At 58.8% G+C, this 15,938-nt stretch carries 15 protein-coding genes; 4 read left to right on the forward strand and 11 right to left on the reverse strand.

Going from position 1 to position 15,938, the window contains the following annotated elements; translation table 11 throughout:
* Window positions 1-72 precede the first annotated feature (72 nt).
* The 5 genes from GRI44_RS09830 to GRI44_RS14075 form a co-directional block, all read right to left on the reverse strand.
* A complete protein-coding gene (locus GRI44_RS09830) occupies window positions 73-492 on the reverse strand; it encodes a DUF3617 family protein (RefSeq protein ID WP_232843098.1) in 420 nt (139 codons plus the stop codon).
* An 87-nt stretch (window positions 493-579) separates the two neighbouring features.
* Window positions 580-1,473, reverse strand: a complete 894-nt coding sequence (hslO, locus tag GRI44_RS09835; RefSeq protein ID WP_160601631.1) for an Hsp33 family molecular chaperone HslO — start codon at window positions 1,471-1,473, stop codon at window positions 580-582.
* Between the two features lie 46 nt (window positions 1,474-1,519).
* Entirely contained in the window at window positions 1,520-2,470 is a 951-nt protein-coding gene (gene argF / locus GRI44_RS09840; protein ID WP_232843099.1) for an ornithine carbamoyltransferase, read from the reverse strand.
* Entirely contained in the window at window positions 2,448-3,638 is a 1,191-nt protein-coding gene (locus GRI44_RS09845) for an aspartate aminotransferase family protein (RefSeq protein WP_160601632.1), read from the reverse strand. The genes argF and GRI44_RS09845 overlap by 23 nt, the downstream gene beginning before the upstream one ends.
* A 182-nt stretch (window positions 3,639-3,820) precedes the next feature.
* Window positions 3,821-4,663 carry a cold-shock protein gene (locus GRI44_RS14075; RefSeq protein ID WP_160602324.1) on the reverse strand — a complete coding sequence of 281 codons (843 nt, stop codon included), beginning with the start codon at window positions 4,661-4,663 and terminating at the stop codon, window positions 3,821-3,823.
* Between the two features lie 280 nt (window positions 4,664-4,943).
* Here GRI44_RS14075 and GRI44_RS09855 point away from each other — a divergent pair, with 280 nt between their 5' ends.
* The 4 genes from GRI44_RS09855 to GRI44_RS09870 all read left to right on the forward strand — a co-directional run bounded on the left by GRI44_RS09855 (window position 4,944) and on the right by GRI44_RS09870 (window position 8,477).
* Window positions 4,944-5,393: a TIGR01244 family sulfur transferase gene (locus GRI44_RS09855; RefSeq protein WP_160601633.1), complete on the forward strand. Its 450-nt coding sequence runs from the start codon at window positions 4,944-4,946 to the stop codon at window positions 5,391-5,393.
* A gap of 138 nt (window positions 5,394-5,531) precedes the next feature.
* A complete protein-coding gene (locus GRI44_RS09860; RefSeq protein ID WP_160601634.1) occupies window positions 5,532-5,933 on the forward strand; it encodes a hypothetical protein in 402 nt (133 codons plus the stop codon).
* 4 nt (window positions 5,934-5,937) lie between these two features.
* Window positions 5,938-6,852, forward strand: coding sequence for a sterol desaturase family protein (locus GRI44_RS09865; RefSeq protein ID WP_160601635.1), 915 nt, complete (start codon window positions 5,938-5,940; stop codon window positions 6,850-6,852).
* 38 nt (window positions 6,853-6,890) lie between these two features.
* Window positions 6,891-8,477: a GMC family oxidoreductase gene (locus GRI44_RS09870; protein WP_160601636.1), complete on the forward strand. Its 1,587-nt coding sequence runs from the start codon at window positions 6,891-6,893 to the stop codon at window positions 8,475-8,477.
* A gap of 103 nt (window positions 8,478-8,580) precedes the next feature.
* On the opposite strand, the gene GRI44_RS09875 is transcribed toward GRI44_RS09870, so the two are convergent.
* The 6 genes from GRI44_RS09875 to GRI44_RS09900 form a co-directional block, all read right to left on the reverse strand.
* Window positions 8,581-10,962, reverse strand: a complete 2,382-nt coding sequence (locus GRI44_RS09875; protein WP_160602325.1) for a TonB-dependent receptor — start codon at window positions 10,960-10,962, stop codon at window positions 8,581-8,583.
* Window positions 10,963-11,214: 252 nt separating this feature from the next.
* Entirely contained in the window at window positions 11,215-12,576 is a 1,362-nt protein-coding gene (locus GRI44_RS09880) for an ammonium transporter (protein ID WP_160601637.1), read from the reverse strand.
* A 20-nt stretch (window positions 12,577-12,596) separates the two neighbouring features.
* The gene (locus tag GRI44_RS09885) at window positions 12,597-12,935 is read right to left on the reverse strand and encodes a P-II family nitrogen regulator (protein WP_160601638.1); all 339 of its coding nucleotides are present in this window, start codon (window positions 12,933-12,935) and stop codon (window positions 12,597-12,599) included.
* A 131-nt stretch (window positions 12,936-13,066) separates the two neighbouring features.
* Window positions 13,067-13,786 carry an endonuclease/exonuclease/phosphatase family protein gene (locus tag GRI44_RS09890; protein ID WP_160601639.1) on the reverse strand — a complete coding sequence of 240 codons (720 nt, stop codon included), beginning with the start codon at window positions 13,784-13,786 and terminating at the stop codon, window positions 13,067-13,069.
* Window positions 13,787-13,795: 9 nt separating this feature from the next.
* Window positions 13,796-14,371, reverse strand: coding sequence for a pyridoxamine 5'-phosphate oxidase family protein (locus GRI44_RS09895; RefSeq protein ID WP_160601640.1), 576 nt, complete (start codon window positions 14,369-14,371; stop codon window positions 13,796-13,798).
* Window positions 14,372-14,402: 31 nt separating this feature from the next.
* A complete protein-coding gene (locus GRI44_RS09900) occupies window positions 14,403-15,938 on the reverse strand; it encodes a peptide chain release factor 3 (RefSeq protein ID WP_160601641.1) in 1,536 nt (511 codons plus the stop codon).

Below are 15,938 nucleotides of genomic sequence, written 5' to 3' on the forward strand. Positions count from 1 at the left end.
GATTTAACAGTCTGCACAATGGGCTGCATCGCGGGGCACGAAATTATGTGATCTGCGCGGCGGGGACCAGAACTAGTTGCAGGTTCCCGTCCGGCGCGCCTCGGCAGCGAATTCAAACGGACGGGAATTCACCATGCCCGTACTGGAAATCTGCACGATATCGCGCGTTTCACGGCGGATATTGGTCCGCCCATAGCCATTCCCGGCACAAGTGTACTGGACAGTCACCTGTTGCTGGCCACCCTCGACAACATAGTGTGAACACTGCTTGTTGCCAGCGTGCTTGAGCTGGATGAACTCGCGGCCACTACGGACGCAAATGTCGCGCTTTGCACCTGTTTCGCGGAAGCGCACTTCCCACTGCCCACGCTCCAGCTGGTCCAGCATCGCCAGCCCAGGTGCCTGCGCCTGCGCCGGGACGAGCAGAACGAGCAGCGGCAATGCCCCAAAGATCGCGGCTGAAAATCGGCCAGCCAGCCCTTTGAATTGCATTGCTCGAACTCCGGTTTGAAAAAATATCAGATAATCATAGCATAAAGTCCGCTGTGGCTAAAGCGTTCCAGAATTGCGATGAATGGTTCAGGCGTCGATCGTGAAAATCTTGGAACAGAAGGCGCAGTCCACCTCGATATTTCCGTCATCATTCCGCATATCCATCCTCTCGGCTTCCGGAAAACCGCTGATAACCTGCTGATAATGATCCGCTGAACACCTACAACCGCGGACCAGCGAGGCGCCCTGCTGCACACGAATTTCATCTTCTTCGTGAAACAGCCGCCAGACCAGCGCTTCGAGTGACAATTCGCGGTCGATCAGTTCCTCGTGCCGGATACTGCCCGACAAAATGGCGACATGTTCCCATTCCGGATGGTTCAGACGCGCATGAATACGTTCCCGCCCTTCTTCTCCTTCAGGCAGATGCTGGACAAGAAAACCGCCTGAAATGCATCCCTTGCCATCATGGCGAGCGGCAACGCGAATGAGCGTCGGAACCTGTTCCGATTGCATGAAGTAGGCTTCGCACGCCGCAGACAATGTCTCGCCTTCTAGCGGCACGATACCTTGATAGCGGCCATTTTCGCCCTCGATATCGAATGTGATCGCGAGGTATCCCTCACCGAACAGCGCTTCGAGCGAGGGATTGGCGCCGAGCGCTGCCAAGCGCTCACGATCAAAGTCGACATAGCCGCGCAGTTCCCCTGCGCGATAATCACACACCAGCAAGCGCACAACGCCGCCTTGTGTCTGGGCCTGGATAGTGAGCTGCCCGGCATCGTTCTTGAGCAAGCCGCCAATGAGCGTGGCGAGAACGAGCGCTTCTGCCAGAAGATGCGTGATTGCCGGCGGGTAGTCATGGGCGGACAATATCTCGTCCACCACCTCATCCAGCCTGACAATGCGCCCGCGGGCATCACGTTCTGGCAGGGTAAAGCTCAAGAGCTGGTCGGAATAGGTTTCACTGTGTTCGATCATCGGCGGAATATGGGGCGTGCGGTGGCGATTGAAAGCCCGCCACTTCTTACAGCTTCCCCAAACTCCACAGCAGCACGGATTTCTGGGCGTGAATGCGGTTCTCAGCCTCGTCAAACACTACCGACTGCGCGCCTTCGAACACGGCGGTGCTGACTTCATCGCCGACATGGGCAGGCAGGCAATGCAGGAATTTGGCATCAGACTTTGCCTTTGCCATCAACGCTTCATTGACTTGAAAGGGGGCCATGGCCGCCACCTTGGCGCTGGCATTATCCTGCCCCATGGAAATCCAGGTGTCGGTCACGATGATGTCAGCACCTTCGACGGCACGCCCTGCATCCTGCGTCAAAGTCACTTGCGCCCCGCCCGCGCGCGCGCCTTCCACAAATTCCCGATCTGGCTCAAACCCGGCCGGAGTTGCGACACGCACGTTGAATTTCATCAGGCCAGCAGCTTCCAGAATGGAATTCAGCACATTGTTGCCATCTCCCAGCCATGCCACTTCCAGGCCGGGCAGCGCTTTGCCTTGCTCGATTATTGTCAGAAGATCAGCCACGATCTGGCACGGATGCGACCGATCGGTCAGGCCGTTGATGACAGGAACCGTGGCATAATGCGCCATTTCTTCAATCTTGGCATGATCATCGGTCCGGATCATGATGGCATCCACCATCCGGCTCAATACGCGGGCGGTATCTGCAATGCTTTCCCCCCGCCCAAGCTGGCTCGTACCTGAATCGAGAATCAAAGCGCTGCCGCCCAACTGGCGCATGGCAATATCGAAGCTCACGCGCGTCCGGGTAGAATTTTTCTCGAAAATCATTGCCAGAACATGGCCGGCCAAGGGGGCATCAGCGTCGATGCGCCCCTTGGGCCAGGATATGCGCGCAGCTTTGCGGTCCTGCGCGTCGTTCAACATGGCAGCCATGGCATTGCCGCCGGCATCAGTCAGATCGAGAAAATGTGGCATCGCGTCAGCTTTGTTCCGGTATTTCATAGCTGGCGGCACCGGCCGACAGCTTGTCAAAAAACTCGTCAATCTCGGCATCGCCAATCACCAGGGGTGGAAGTACGCGCAGAGTGTTGTCGCCCGCTGCCACAGTCAGCAATTGGTGATTGTCGCGCAGATGGACGAAAAATGGCCGGCTCTCGGCTTTCATCTTGATGCCCAGCATCAGGCCTCGTCCGCGCACCAGTTCGAACAGATCCGGATAATTGCCGATGAATTGTTCCAGCCGCGCACGAATTCGTTCGCCCTTGTCGCGCACTTCGCTGAGAAATTCATCATTGCCAACAGCATCCAGAACCGCGGTGCCTGCGGCCATCGCAAGCGGATTGCCGCCATAAGTGGACCCATGTGTGCCAAAGGTCATGCCGCGCGCGGCCTTTTCCGTGGCGAGGCAGGCACCCAGCGGAAAGCCGCCGCCAATACCCTTTGCAGTCGCCAGAATATCAGGCTCGATGCCATATTGTTCATAGGCGTAGAATGTGCCCGTTCGTGCGACGCCGCATTGCACTTCATCCAGCACCAGCATCAGATCATGCTCGTCAGCAAGGGCGCGCAACCCTTTCATGAATTCGTCAGATGCGGGGCGAATACCGCCTTCGCCCTGGATGGGCTCGACCAGAAAACCTGCAGTGTTCGGGCCGATAAGGGCTTTGGCAGCTTCCAGATCATCAAATTCGCAATATTTGAAACCGGGCAGCAAAGGCATGAAGCCGTGGTGCATTTTTTCCTGATTGGACGCGCTGATGGTCGCCATGGTGCGGCCATGGAAAGCATTCTTGAAGGTAATCAGTTCATATTTTTCGTGATTGCCGGCAGACTGGTGATAGGCGCGCGCCGTCTTGATGGCCGCTTCCACCGCTTCAGCGCCGGAATTGGTGAAAAAGACAGTGTCGGCGAATGTCAGATCAACCAGGCGCTGTGCCAGCGCTTCGCCTTGCGGGCTGCCGTAAAGGTTGGACACATGCATCAAGGTTGCGGCCTGATGCTGGATTGCGCCGATCAGACCCGCGTGTGAATGGCCCAGAAGATTGACCGCGATACCGCTGGCAAAATCCAGATAACGCGTGCCATCTTCATCGATGAGGTGGCAATGCTCGCCGCGTACCGGGCGCACGCCGCACCGGGGATAAACTGGCATGAGCGGAGTGATCGACATCGGGAATTCCTGACTGTTTCTGGGCCAATTCGGGCTGGGTACCGGCCGTGATAAGAATTGGGATAAAGGGCTGGAAAAGGTGAGCGGGTCGTAACGACAAATGGCGACCCTTTGGGGGCCGCCATTTGCGTCGTTTATGCAGTGGCGAACAGCCGGATCAGAGCCGGATGTTCGCGGACGTGTCAGTCTTGAACGGGCACAAGATTAACCGCCGAGTGCTTGCCTCGTCGGTCAACTTCGAGGTCGAACTCGAAACGTTCGCCTTCGTTGATACCCTGCAAGCCAGAACGTTCCACCGCGCTGATATGCACGAATGCATCAGGCTGGCCGTCATCCCGCACGAGGAAGCCGAAGCCCTTCATGGCATTGAAGAACTTGACTGTCCCGGTGGCCTTTTCGCCGGTCAGTTCACGCTGGGGGGCGCCGCCGCGCTCACCACCGCGATCACCGCCGCGATCAGGACGATCACCGCCACGATCTGGGCGATCACCGCCGCCGCCGTCGGTTACAGGAATGATATCGCCGACAATCTGCAGGTCCTGCGCGGAAATCTTGCCGCCCCGATCAACCAGATTGAATTCCAGCGTCTGCCCTTCAGCAAGGCCAGCAAGACCGGCACGTTCGACCGCACTGATGTGTACGAACGCGTCTTCGCCGCCCTCATCCTGCTGAATGAAGCCGAAGCCCTTTTGCGAATTGAAGAATTTTACAGTGCCTTTGCCAGTCCCGACAACCTGCGCTGGCATGCGGTTGAAACCGCCGCCTGCACCGCCGCCAGCACCACCGCCGCCGCCGCCGCTACGTGGCGCGCCGCCGCCCTGCCCGCGGCCACCGCCGCCGAACCGGTCACCGCCGCCGCCGCCGAACCGATCACCGCCACCACCGCCGAAACGATCGCCGCCGCCACCGTAATTATCGCCGCCGAATCCACCTTGGGATTCGCCACCGAACGGGGAGAAACTATCTTCACCGAAACCATCGCGCTTGTCACGGCCCCTGCCCCGGCGCCCTTTGTCGTAACCCATAATAAAATTCGTACCTTCGTCACGCCGCCCAGTCATTTCGATGCCGGATGCGCGGACGGGAAGCGCGCCGGACATATGCGGTAGGAGCGAGATAATACCCGAATTCCAACCAAAGAGGTGATCAACATAGCGCAGAATAGAGTTATGCGCGAACATTTTAACATCCACGCCAATAGTGGCGTAAAAATGTGACATTTTCGCATAGGCAGCCACCAATATGGTTGCGAGTCGCGCAGTGCCCGAGCAGTGTTGCGAAATAATTCAACAGGATCAAAAGCCGATGAACCAGTTCCGCCGCCTATCCGACTCGGTAATGGCCAGCCCGCAAATTTCACTGGGCGATATTGCCGCTGCCCATGCACAAGGGGTCAGCCTGATCATCTGCAACAGGCCCGATGATGAAGATGAAGGCCAGTTGAGCAGCGCCGTCATCCAGCAGGCCGCATCCGAGAAGGGGATCGGCTTTCTGTCGATCCCGATCACGCATGCAGGCTTCAGCCATCGCCAAGTGGACGCAATGGCAGATGCACTGGAGCGGACACTGGCAGAACCACAAGGCAAGGTGCTTGCCTATTGCCGTTCCGGCACCCGTTCCACCCTGCTGTGGGCATTGGCGCAATCCGCAAATGGCGGCGATCCGGACCAGTTGGCACAGCAGGCACGGGCCGCAGGCTATGATGTGGGCCCTATCCGTCCGGCAATGGATATGCTGGCCGGCAAGAACAGCTGAACACAAGAAGCCAGATGGCGAAACCCTATATGCGGTCACGCCAAGCCCAGAGCCCGACAGGCCCTAAACCTCGACAAGCCATACAGCGATGTGGCAACGCGTTTGCATGAACACCAGCATCCATTCAGCCGGGCCCAGATGATGGCCGAGCTGCTGCAATTTGGCGGTTCCCTGCTGGCGATTCTGGCCCTTGCCTGGCTGGCCCATCGGATGAAACTGGGCGGCGATACCCGCATCCGTGACGAGGACCACGCCCGCGCACTGGCGGACGATGCAATGTGCGGTTTCCAGGCCGAAGACATCGTCATTGACCGCGCCCGCATCGGCGCGCTGCTGCGGGATGCGGAAGGGCGGATCATGCTGGTACGGCGGCACGGTTCCCATTTTGCCGCCCGCCTGCTCGACGGGCATATTCACACACGGCTGGACCGGAATTTCCTTACCCTTGCCACGCAAGAAAAACGGTTTGGCAGCGTTACACTGGATCTGGGCAAATCTGCGCAATTATGGGCCGCCAGCCTGCGCAGGATAGGGGCCTGAGACAATGCCGGATTTCAGCCCGATTGACTATGCCGTCCCCGTGTTTGTGCTGCTGGTGGTGCTGGAAATGATCTGGGCGCAAAGGCGCAGGCCCGAAGCCTATGAACCGCGTGACACGCTGATATCGCTCGCCTTCGGGCTGGGCAGCACCGTGGCCGGCGTCTTGACCGGCGGGCTGGTTCTGGCCCTGTCGCTGACGCTTTACCAGTTCCGCCTGTTTGATCTGGGCTGGGTCTGGTGGGCATGGCCGCTGTGTTTTGTACTGGATGATCTGGGCTATTACTGGTTCCACCGCTTTGCCCACCGCGTGCGCTGGTTCTGGGCCAGCCATGTAAACCATCATTCCAGCCAGCATTATAATCTGTCCACGGCGCTGCGGCAGACGTGGACCGGGTTTTTTGCCCTGTCCTTCATCTTCCGCATTCCGCTGGTGCTACTGGGTTTCCACCCGGCGATGGTGCTGTTTGTCGGCGCGATCAACCTGTTGTATCAGTTCTGGATCCATACAGAAGCGATCGGCCGGATGCCGCGCTGGTTTGAAAGCGTGATGAACACACCCAGCCACCACCGCGTGCATCATGCCACCAACCCGCTGTACCTGGACCGGAATTACGCCGGCACCTTCATTATCTGGGACAGGCTGTTCGGCACATTCCAGCAGGAACAGGACGACCAGCGCATCCGTTATGGCATTGTCCGCCAACTGGGCAGTTTCAACCTTTTGTGGGCGGTTTTTCATGAATGGATCGGCATTGCGCGCGACGTGCGAAGCGCGCCGTGGCGGCACAAGTTTTCCTATATGTGGCGCGAACCGGGGTGGAGCCATGATGGCAGCCGCGAAACATCCGACATGATCCGCCAGCGCTGGCTGGACAGCCGGCAAAAGGTTTCAGAACAGAACCCGATTGCGGGCGACTGAAACAGGCCTTACTCCTCTTCCAAAATAAGGGAGAGAAAATGGACCAGTTCGACATTATCGTCATCGGTGCGGGCAGCGCGGGCAGTGCAGCGGCAGCGCGGCTGGCGCGCGATGGCAAGCGGCGCGTCTGCCTGATCGAGGCGGGCGGCAAGAACACCCATATGTTCACCCGCACACCCGGCCTTGTCGGCATGATGCCGGACAAAAGCAACTGGGGCTTCGATACAGAACCGATGGAAGGTCTGGGCGGGCGCATTGGCTATCAGCCGCGTGGCCGCGGCATGGGCGGATCCAGCGCGACCAACGGCATGGTCTATATTCGCGGCAACCCGTGGGATTATGATAATTGGGCCAATCTTGGCTGCACAGGGTGGGGCTGGGACGATGTGCTGCCCGTGTTCCGGCGGCAGGAAGACAGCCATCATGGCGCTGGCGAATGGCACGGCACAGGCGGCCCGCTGCACGTCAACAAGCTGATATCACCAAGCCCGGTTGCATCCGCCTTCGTGGAAGCCGCAGAACAACTGCAAATCCCCCGCAATGATGATTTCAACGGCCCGCGTCAGGAAGGCTTCGGCCTGTATGACGTGACCCAGCACAATGGCGAACGCTGGTCTGCGGCGCGCGCCTTTGTCGACCCGCTGGCGGGCAAGCCCAACTTTGAAGTGCTGACCGATGCGCTGGTCGAACGGATCGTGATCGTGAATGACCGCGCTACCGGGGTGATTATCAGCACTGGCGGCAAGCAACAGACTTTACAGGCCGCCGCCGGCGTAGTGCTGTCAGCAGGTGCGTTTGGGTCACCGCAGATCCTGATGCTGTCGGGCGTTGGCCCGGGCGCGGAACTGACCAGACACGGCATCGCGGTGACGCTGGACAAACCTGCCGTGGGCGCCGACCTGCAGGACCATTGCGATTTTGTCGCTGGTTATACGCTGGATGACCCCAGCCTGTTTGGTGGATCACTCAAGGTAGCCCTGCGCGTGGCAAAAGGCCTGGTCGAACACCGCTTTCGCCGAACGGGCATGCTGACGACCAATTACGCCGAGAGCGGCGGTTTTGTTACCATCCGGCCCGATGCGCCTGCGCCTGACGTGCAGTACCATTTCATCCGCGCCATCATCCAGAACCACGGGCGGGACAAATTGAAAGAAAGCGGATTCTCGCTGCATGCATGTGTTCTTCGCCCGGAAAGCCGGGGGTGGGTCAAACTCAGCAGCGCCGATCCTGCCGCTGCGCCAGCCATCAATCCCAATTTCCTCAGCGACCAGCGGGATATGGATCTGCTGATTGATGGCGCAAAGCTGATGCAGCGGATTGCGCAAACGCCGCCCCTGTCCACGCTGGGCGCGGTTGACCGCAATCCGATCAACTTTGATGATCGCAGCGAAGCCGAAACGCGTATCCGCGCTGTGGCAGACACCATCTATCACCCCGTTGGCACGTGCCGCATGGGGCCGGATGCCGATGCCGTGGTGGACCCCACGCTTGCCATGAAGGGCATCGACAATCTTTGGGTCGCTGATGCCAGCATCATGCCGCGCCTCATCAGCGGCAACACCAATGCGCCCAGCATCATGATTGGTGAACGCTGCGGCGATTTTGTCGAGGCAGCCCTCCACTGATTTTGGCCGGCTAATTTCAGCTGGTTGATTTCGGCTGGCCAAATAAGGAAGGGCGGGCCCGCAGGCCCGCCCTTCCCCTTTTTTCACCGAACGGGAAGTCTGTTCAGAAGCTCTTGCGAACAGTCATCCCGAAAGTGCGCGGCTGCCCGATGCTGTAGCCCAGGCGGGCGCGGCCGCCGCGTTCACGGTCAAACGACAGCAGCGTATTTTCATCAAACACATTGTTGATATAGGCGATCACCGACAGCCCGCCGTCAAAATCCACCCCTGCGCTCAGATTGAGTAATTCATAGGATGGCAATTGCAGGTCCACCGTGGTGGTGGCCCCGGCAGGTTGCCCGCCAAATGGCAGGCCATGGGTAAATACGCGCGGGTTCAGTTCCTGATCGGAAGGCTGGGTATAGCGCGTGCCAACATGCTGGAATGACGCCGCAAGATAGGCATCTGCCCCATCGCTGACCGGCCATTCATAGCTGCCCGAAACAGAGAACTGGAATTTCGGCACCGACGGCAGGCGGTTGCCTTCGCGAATACCGGTGGCGGTGGTCAATGAACCTGGCAGAGTGGTGTCGAATTCCGCTTCGATCAGGCTGCCAGCAAAGGTCAGGTCGAAACCGTCTGTCGGAGTAATGCCGAATTCGGCCTCGACGCCCATGCTGTGCGCCTTGTCCACGTTGAACACGATCCGGGACGAACAGCTACCGGCATCCAGCGTGACCTGCAGGTTCTTAATATCATTATAGAAAGCCGCAGCGTTGAAATAATAGCCATTGCCCTGCGCTTTGCCGCCGACTTCATAGTTCCACAGCGATTCGTCATCATAATCCTGGAAACCGCCGAACAGGGCCGCATCAGCGGTGGAGCAAAGCGGGATATTAAGCGGATCGTTGACCCCGCCCAGCCGGAAGCCTTTTGATGCCTGTGCGTTGAGCGTCAGGCCGGGGCTGACATCGTAACTCAGCAACAGCCGCGGGCTGATGCCGCTGGAACTGGTCTTATCCGTGCGGTTGTCGCCATTGGCAAACAGGCCGCCCGATACAAAGCTGCGTTCTTCCTCGAAATCGTAATAGCGCGCGCCCAGGGTCACGGCGAACGCATCGGTCAGTTCATACGTGCCTTCACCGAAAATGGCGATCTGCTTGATGTCATAAGGCAGGTCCGCATTATACGGAGAATCGAGATTGGTGAAGCCATTGGCCACGGCAGCAGACGTGCCAGCCCCCAGCACCGCATCGGTTACCGCAGCATAACCCGGGGTCGGCAGGCGTTGGCGATAAAACCGGTCAGTCTTGGAATAAAAGCCGCCGATCACCCATTGGAACGGGCTGTCATAATCAGACGCAAAACGCAGTTCCTGCGTGAAACTTTCCAGATCAGTCGTATCGCGCAGATTGGACGGCAGCAGCACGCCGGAATCCGGATAGCCCAGATCGACCGATACCGATCCAGTCAGCGCACTCGCATCGCGGCTGACCAGAATTTCCCGGTTGGTGTAAGATGTAACCGAGGTTGCTTCCACGCTGCCAAGGTCCAGCCGCATGACCAGATCGGCAATCCATGTCTCATCCGTAAAACCTTCGCGCAGCAGCAGATATTGCTGGCGCTCGTCAAAGGTTACAGCAGGCCGGGTGGTGGTGTAGGGATTGGCGTAAAGATTGTAGATTTCCTGCCGGTTGAACCCGTCAACATCGATTTTCTGATAGACGACGCGCGGCGTTATCGTGAAATCCGGCGTCGGTTCGAAGGAAACAGCAATGCGCCCGCCGTAACGCTGGCCGCCATTGATGTTCTTGCCCCCAGCAGGGCCAATCGCGTCAACAAAACCGCCATATTCGGTGAAATAGCCAACTACGCGCGCTGCAGCCTTGTCGCCCAGCGGCACATTGACGGCGCCTTTCAGATGATAGCCAATGTCATCCCCATCGACGAGGTTCATATTGGCTTCGACAGTGCCTTCGGTCTGGCCGATCTTGGGCTGGTTGGTAATATAGCGGATGGTGCCGCCGACAGAGCCTGATCCGAACAGCGTCCCCTGCGGGCCGCGCAGCGTTTCCACCCGGTTCAGATCGAACAGATCAAGGTCTGGCGTAAACAAGGAGAGCGAAATGACCGATTCGTCGAAATAGACGCCGACCTGTTCTTTCACGCCGGGCTGATCACGCACCACCTGGCCTGCCGAAACCCCGCGCACCGATACCTGGCTTTGGCCCGGCCCCAGGTTCTGGACAGACAGGCCGGCCACATTGCGGGACACATCTTCGAGAGTCACCGCGCCGGATTTCTGTAAATCTTCCTGCGTCTGCGCGTTGATGGAAAATGGCACATCCTGCACTGTGGTCGCCCGCTTTGTCGCGGTCACGACGATCACATTCTGTCCCGATGGCTCTTCCTGAGCCAACACAGGGCTGGCCGCGCAGGCACAGGCACAACTGCCCAGCAACGCAGCACGGATAGCGGAAATTTTGTAAGACGCGGAAAAAGCCATCATCGTTTCCTCCCATTTGACAGGGGTCTTTGCCCCTTGCCCAAGAAATGAATCAATCGACCGGATTTTGCAATCCGGATGGTGCGAATGATGGATGGTGTAGTTTCTGAGGCACAGGAGAATGGTTCTCCCCGCGCCCAAAAAAGGGGCCGGAGCGGCTGGCTCCGGCCCTTATCAAGGTGATGTTCGCAGGAGGAACATGGGTTAGCGGAGCCGGGTGGGAGAGGTTACCCGGCCCCGCTAATCTGGTGGTCAGTTGTAAGCGCGCTCGCCGTGTTCGCCGATGTCGAGACCTTCCTGCTCGATTTCCGGCGTCACCCGCAGGCCAATGGCAGCTTTCACGATGTAGGCCACGATGGCAGTGCCGATGGCGGCCCAGACAATGGCGATAACCACCGCCGTAATCTGGATGATCACCTGCTCGCCCATGGCGGTGGAACCATCGCCCGGCCCGCCAAACATTGGCTGATAAACGATGCCGGTGCCAATGGCGCCGACGATCCCGGCGATGCCGTGAATGCCGAATACGTCCAGTGCATCATCATAGCCCAGCTTCGCTTTCAGCTTTGACACGGCATAATAGGCAACGATGGAAGCAATGATGCCCAGCACGATCGCGCCGAACGGTCCGCTGTTGCCCGCCGCTGGCGTAACCGCAACCAGACCGGCAATCACGCCCGAACAGAAGCCCAGCGCCGAACCCTTGTGCCCTGCCAGACGTTCCATCAGCATCCATGCCAGGGCGCCTGCGGCGGTGGCAACAAAGGTGTTGATCATCGCCAGACCGGCAGTGCCATCCGCTTCCAGTTCGGACCCGGCGTTGAAGCCGAACCAGCCCACCCACAGCAGCCCGGTGCCGATCATGGTCATCACCAGCGAGTGTGGCGGCATGGGTTCGGTGGGATAGCCTTTGCGCTTGCCCAGGATCATCGCCAGCACCAGTGCTGACACACCGGCATTGATGTGGACCACGGTGCCGCCAGCAAAGTCGAGCGCGCCCAGCTTGAACAGATAGCCGCCGCCTGCCCAGACCATGTGGGCAATCGGGAAATAGACAATCGTCAGCCAGATGGCGGTGAACAGCATGACCGCGGAAAACTTCATCCGCTCCACCGTTGCCCCCAGCACCAGCGCCGCCGTGATAGCAGCAAAGGTCATCTGGAAACTGACAAAGACATATTCGGAAATAACTTCGTCAGAAAAAGTGGCCGCCGTGGATTCGGTGGAGACGGAAGACAGGAACAGGCTGCCGCTGGATACGAAATTGCCGATCAGCCCGTCTGACGTTTCGGGGCCGAATGCCATGGAATAGCCCCACATTACCCAGATCAGCATGGCCAGCGTGGCCGCCCCGCCAATTTGCGTCATGGTGGATAGCATGTTCTTGGACCGGGTCAGGCCGCCATAGAACAGGGCAAGGCCCGGCAGGATCATCAACAGAACCAGAATGGTGGAGGTCATCATCCACGCATTATTGCCCGGATTGGCCACTGCCGGTGCGGCTTCTGCGGCCACTGGCGCAACTGCCTCGGCGGCGTCCTGCGCTAAAGCAGCGGTGGCGGCGAACATCGACGTGCCCAGCACGCCTGCGCCGCAAATAACTTTACGGATCATCGTCATATCCCTCATCTCAGTCATAGGGCCATATCGCCGGTCTCGCCGGTGCGGATGCGGGTGGCCGAAGCCAGGTCGAAGACAAATATCTTGCCATCGCCAATGCTGTCGGTGGTGCAGGTTTGCTGGATTGTCTCGACCACCTGCGGCGCAAGTTCGTCGCTGGTGGCAATTTCCAGCTTCACCTTGGGCAGCATATTGGTGGAATATTCAGCCCCGCGATAAATCTCGGTCTGGCCTTTCTGGCGCCCGAAACCCTTGACTTCGGACACAGTCATGCCGGCCACCCCCACAGCGCTGAGCGCCTCGCGGACTTCATCGAGTTTGAACGGTTTGATGATGGCAACGATGAACTTCATCTAGCCCCCCTGCTTCTAACCGGACGATTACCGGCTTCGCATATTCAGCAAAAGCCGTGCCAGTTTTGCAAGGTGGTTGATTTTGCGTCACAAACGGCTGTTCGGTGAAAAGCCGAACGGACGCTACTTGCCTATTTTTTAAGCACTGCCTTTAATTTAGGCATTGAAAGTTCAGCCCACAGTGGCAAATGATCGGATGCCTGCGCTGACAGGGCGCTATGGTGGACGCCGTGTTCGACCATGTCCCATTCCAGCGAGGTGATGATGCGGTCCAGCCGCGCTACGGGCTGCCGGCTGGGAAAGGTGCGGCCGGTGGGCAATGTATTCCAGCCATCGCCAAATTCCTGCATCGCGCCGCCGCGCACTCCCCATTGGTTGAAATCACCCATGATGACGGTTGGGCATGCCTCGCCGCAATCATCCAGATGGGCAAGAATGGCCTTTGCCTGATCACGCCGGCGCAGGCCTGAAAGATCAAGATGGGTGCCGATAATCCGCACCCGGTGGCCGTTGATGCCGATATCCACCCGCGCCGCGCCGCGTGGTTCCAGCGTGGGCAGGTCGAGCGGCTGTGCATCGAGAATTTCGAAATCGCGGCGCACCAGAATGGCATTGCCGTGCCAACCCAGGCTGCGCGGGCGCTTGCCCACATCCGCAGGCCGCCAATGCGTATCATCAAGCGCAGCGCGGGACAGAACGCTGGCCCTGTCCCCCAGCCGCATGTCCGCTTCCTGCAAGGCAATGACATCGGCATTGATTTCACGCAGAACCGAAATGATGCGATCAGGATCGCGGCGCCGATCAAGACCGACACCCTTGTGCATGTTGTAACTGGCGAATTTGATCTTCAAGTCAGCGGGTCATTCGGTTTCGGTGGCAGGCGCCCCGGCGATATAGCGGTCAGTAGGGCGCGCAGGCAGGCCGTCAATGCTGGTGGTGCGCCCGGCATATTTGACCGCCCATTCATCACCTTCTGCCTGGGCATGATATTTGACCAGCGTCTGGCGCTCTGTTTCCATCTCCATCACAGGGACGCCCCACCCGCAACTTGTCTGCACGCTGGACACTGCAATATCGAAAATCTGCCGCGTACCCGGCAGAAGGGTGAAATGGCTGGCGAGCGGCGTAAATTCGCGATCAGCCGGAAGCACGGCCCGCCCCGTTCCATATATTCGCAGGATGAGCGCAGGCTGCTGGAAATTGCAAAACATGATGGTGATGCGGCCATCTGCCAGCAAATGGGCATTGGTTTCATTGCCCGATCCGCCCAGATCCAGATATGCGACGCGGTCAGGCGCAAGAATGCGAAACGCGTCATAGCCCTTGGGGCTGAGATTTATGCGCGTGCCTTGCGCAGCTGTCGCCACGAAAAACACCGGCTGGCGCTTGATCATCGCGATATGATCGGCAGTCAAACTGTCAGTGAAATCAGCCATATTGCAATGCTATAGCGGGCTGCGCGCTTTGTCACCGTTCCTTCGTCGCGGAAAATGCAAGGTCGGGGTTCTTTTCTTCCTGATATCCGACATCCCATGGCGATTTCGCCATGAACACCAGATCGCCATCGCGGTCCTTTGCCAGATTGGCGCGATTGAAACTTTCAAACTGGTTCAATGCCTCTGTCGGCCCCTTGACCCAGCGCGCCGTGGCAAAGGGCGCCATTTCCAGCACCGCTTCCACCTTATATTCAGCCGAAAGGCGCGAAATCAGCACTTCCAATTGCAGCTGGCCAACCACGCCGACAATCCACTGCCCGCCAATTTCAGGGTAGAAAACCTGGATCACGCCTTCTTCTGAAAGATCGTCCAGCGCTTTGCGCAATTGCTTGGTCTTGGTCGGGTCTTTCAGCACCACGCGGCGGAGTATTTCCGGCGCGAAATTGGGCAGGCCGGTGAAACGTACAGTGTTGTTTTCACTCAGCGTATCGCCCACCCGCAAGGTGCCGTGGTTGGGGATGCCGATGATGTCGCCCGCTTGTGCGGTATCGGCCAGTTCGCGGTCCTGCGCGAAAAACAGGATCGGCGAATGGATGGCAATGGGTTTGCCCAGCCCCGACGGCGTCAGCTTCATGCCGCGTTTGAAAGTGCCTGACACCTGCCGCATGAAGGCAATCCGGTCACGGTGGTTGGGGTCCATATTGGCCTGAACCTTGAAGATGAAGCCAGTGACTTCATCGCGGTCGGGCGAGATCTGTTCGTCGCCAGCCGGCTGCGGGCGCGGCGGCGGGGCGATATTGGCAATCGCCTCGATCAGTTCGGTCACGCCGAAATTCTTGAGCGCAGAACCGAAGAACACCGGCGTCAGATCACCATGGCGATAGGCTTCTAAGTCAAATTCGGGATAACCGACCTTGGCCAGTTCCACTTCTTCGGCAAAGCGTTCCGGCAGGACCGGGTCCTTGTCCCGCTTGCCCAGAAATTCCTTGCTGGGGCCTTCGGGCCGGGCAACACTGTTGGTCGCAAAATCCAGCACGCCTTCGAACTGGCCGCCCATGCCGATGGGCCAGCCTTGCGGGCTGACATCCAGCGCCAGCATATCGGCCACTTCGTCCAGCAATTCGAAGGTATCGCGGCCTTCGCGGTCCACCTTGTTGACAAAGGTGATGATCGGCACGGAGCGCAAACGGCACACTTCGAACAGCTTGCGGGTCTGCGGCTCGATACCCTTGGCAGCGTCGATCACCATGATCGCGGAATCGACCGCCGTCAGCGTGCGATAGGTATCTTCGGAAAAATCTTCATGGCCCGGCGTGTCGAGCAGGTTGAAAGTGATGCCCTCGCGTTCGAAAGTCATGACCGAGCTGGTCACGGAAATGCCGCGCTGCTGTTCAATCTTCATCCAGTCGGACCGTGCGCGCCGCGCCTGCCCGCGTGCCTTGACCTCCCCTGCAAGATGGATCGCGCCGCCTTGCAGCAGCAGCTTTTCCGTCAGCGTGGTCTTACCCGCGTCAGGATGGGAGATGATGGCGAAGGTGCGCCGGTTGGACGTTTTGCCGGAAGTCAT

The sequence above is a fragment of the Allopontixanthobacter confluentis genome, from assembly GCF_009827615.1.
In the GTDB taxonomy this organism is placed as follows: Bacteria; Pseudomonadota; Alphaproteobacteria; order Sphingomonadales; family Sphingomonadaceae; genus Allopontixanthobacter; species Allopontixanthobacter confluentis.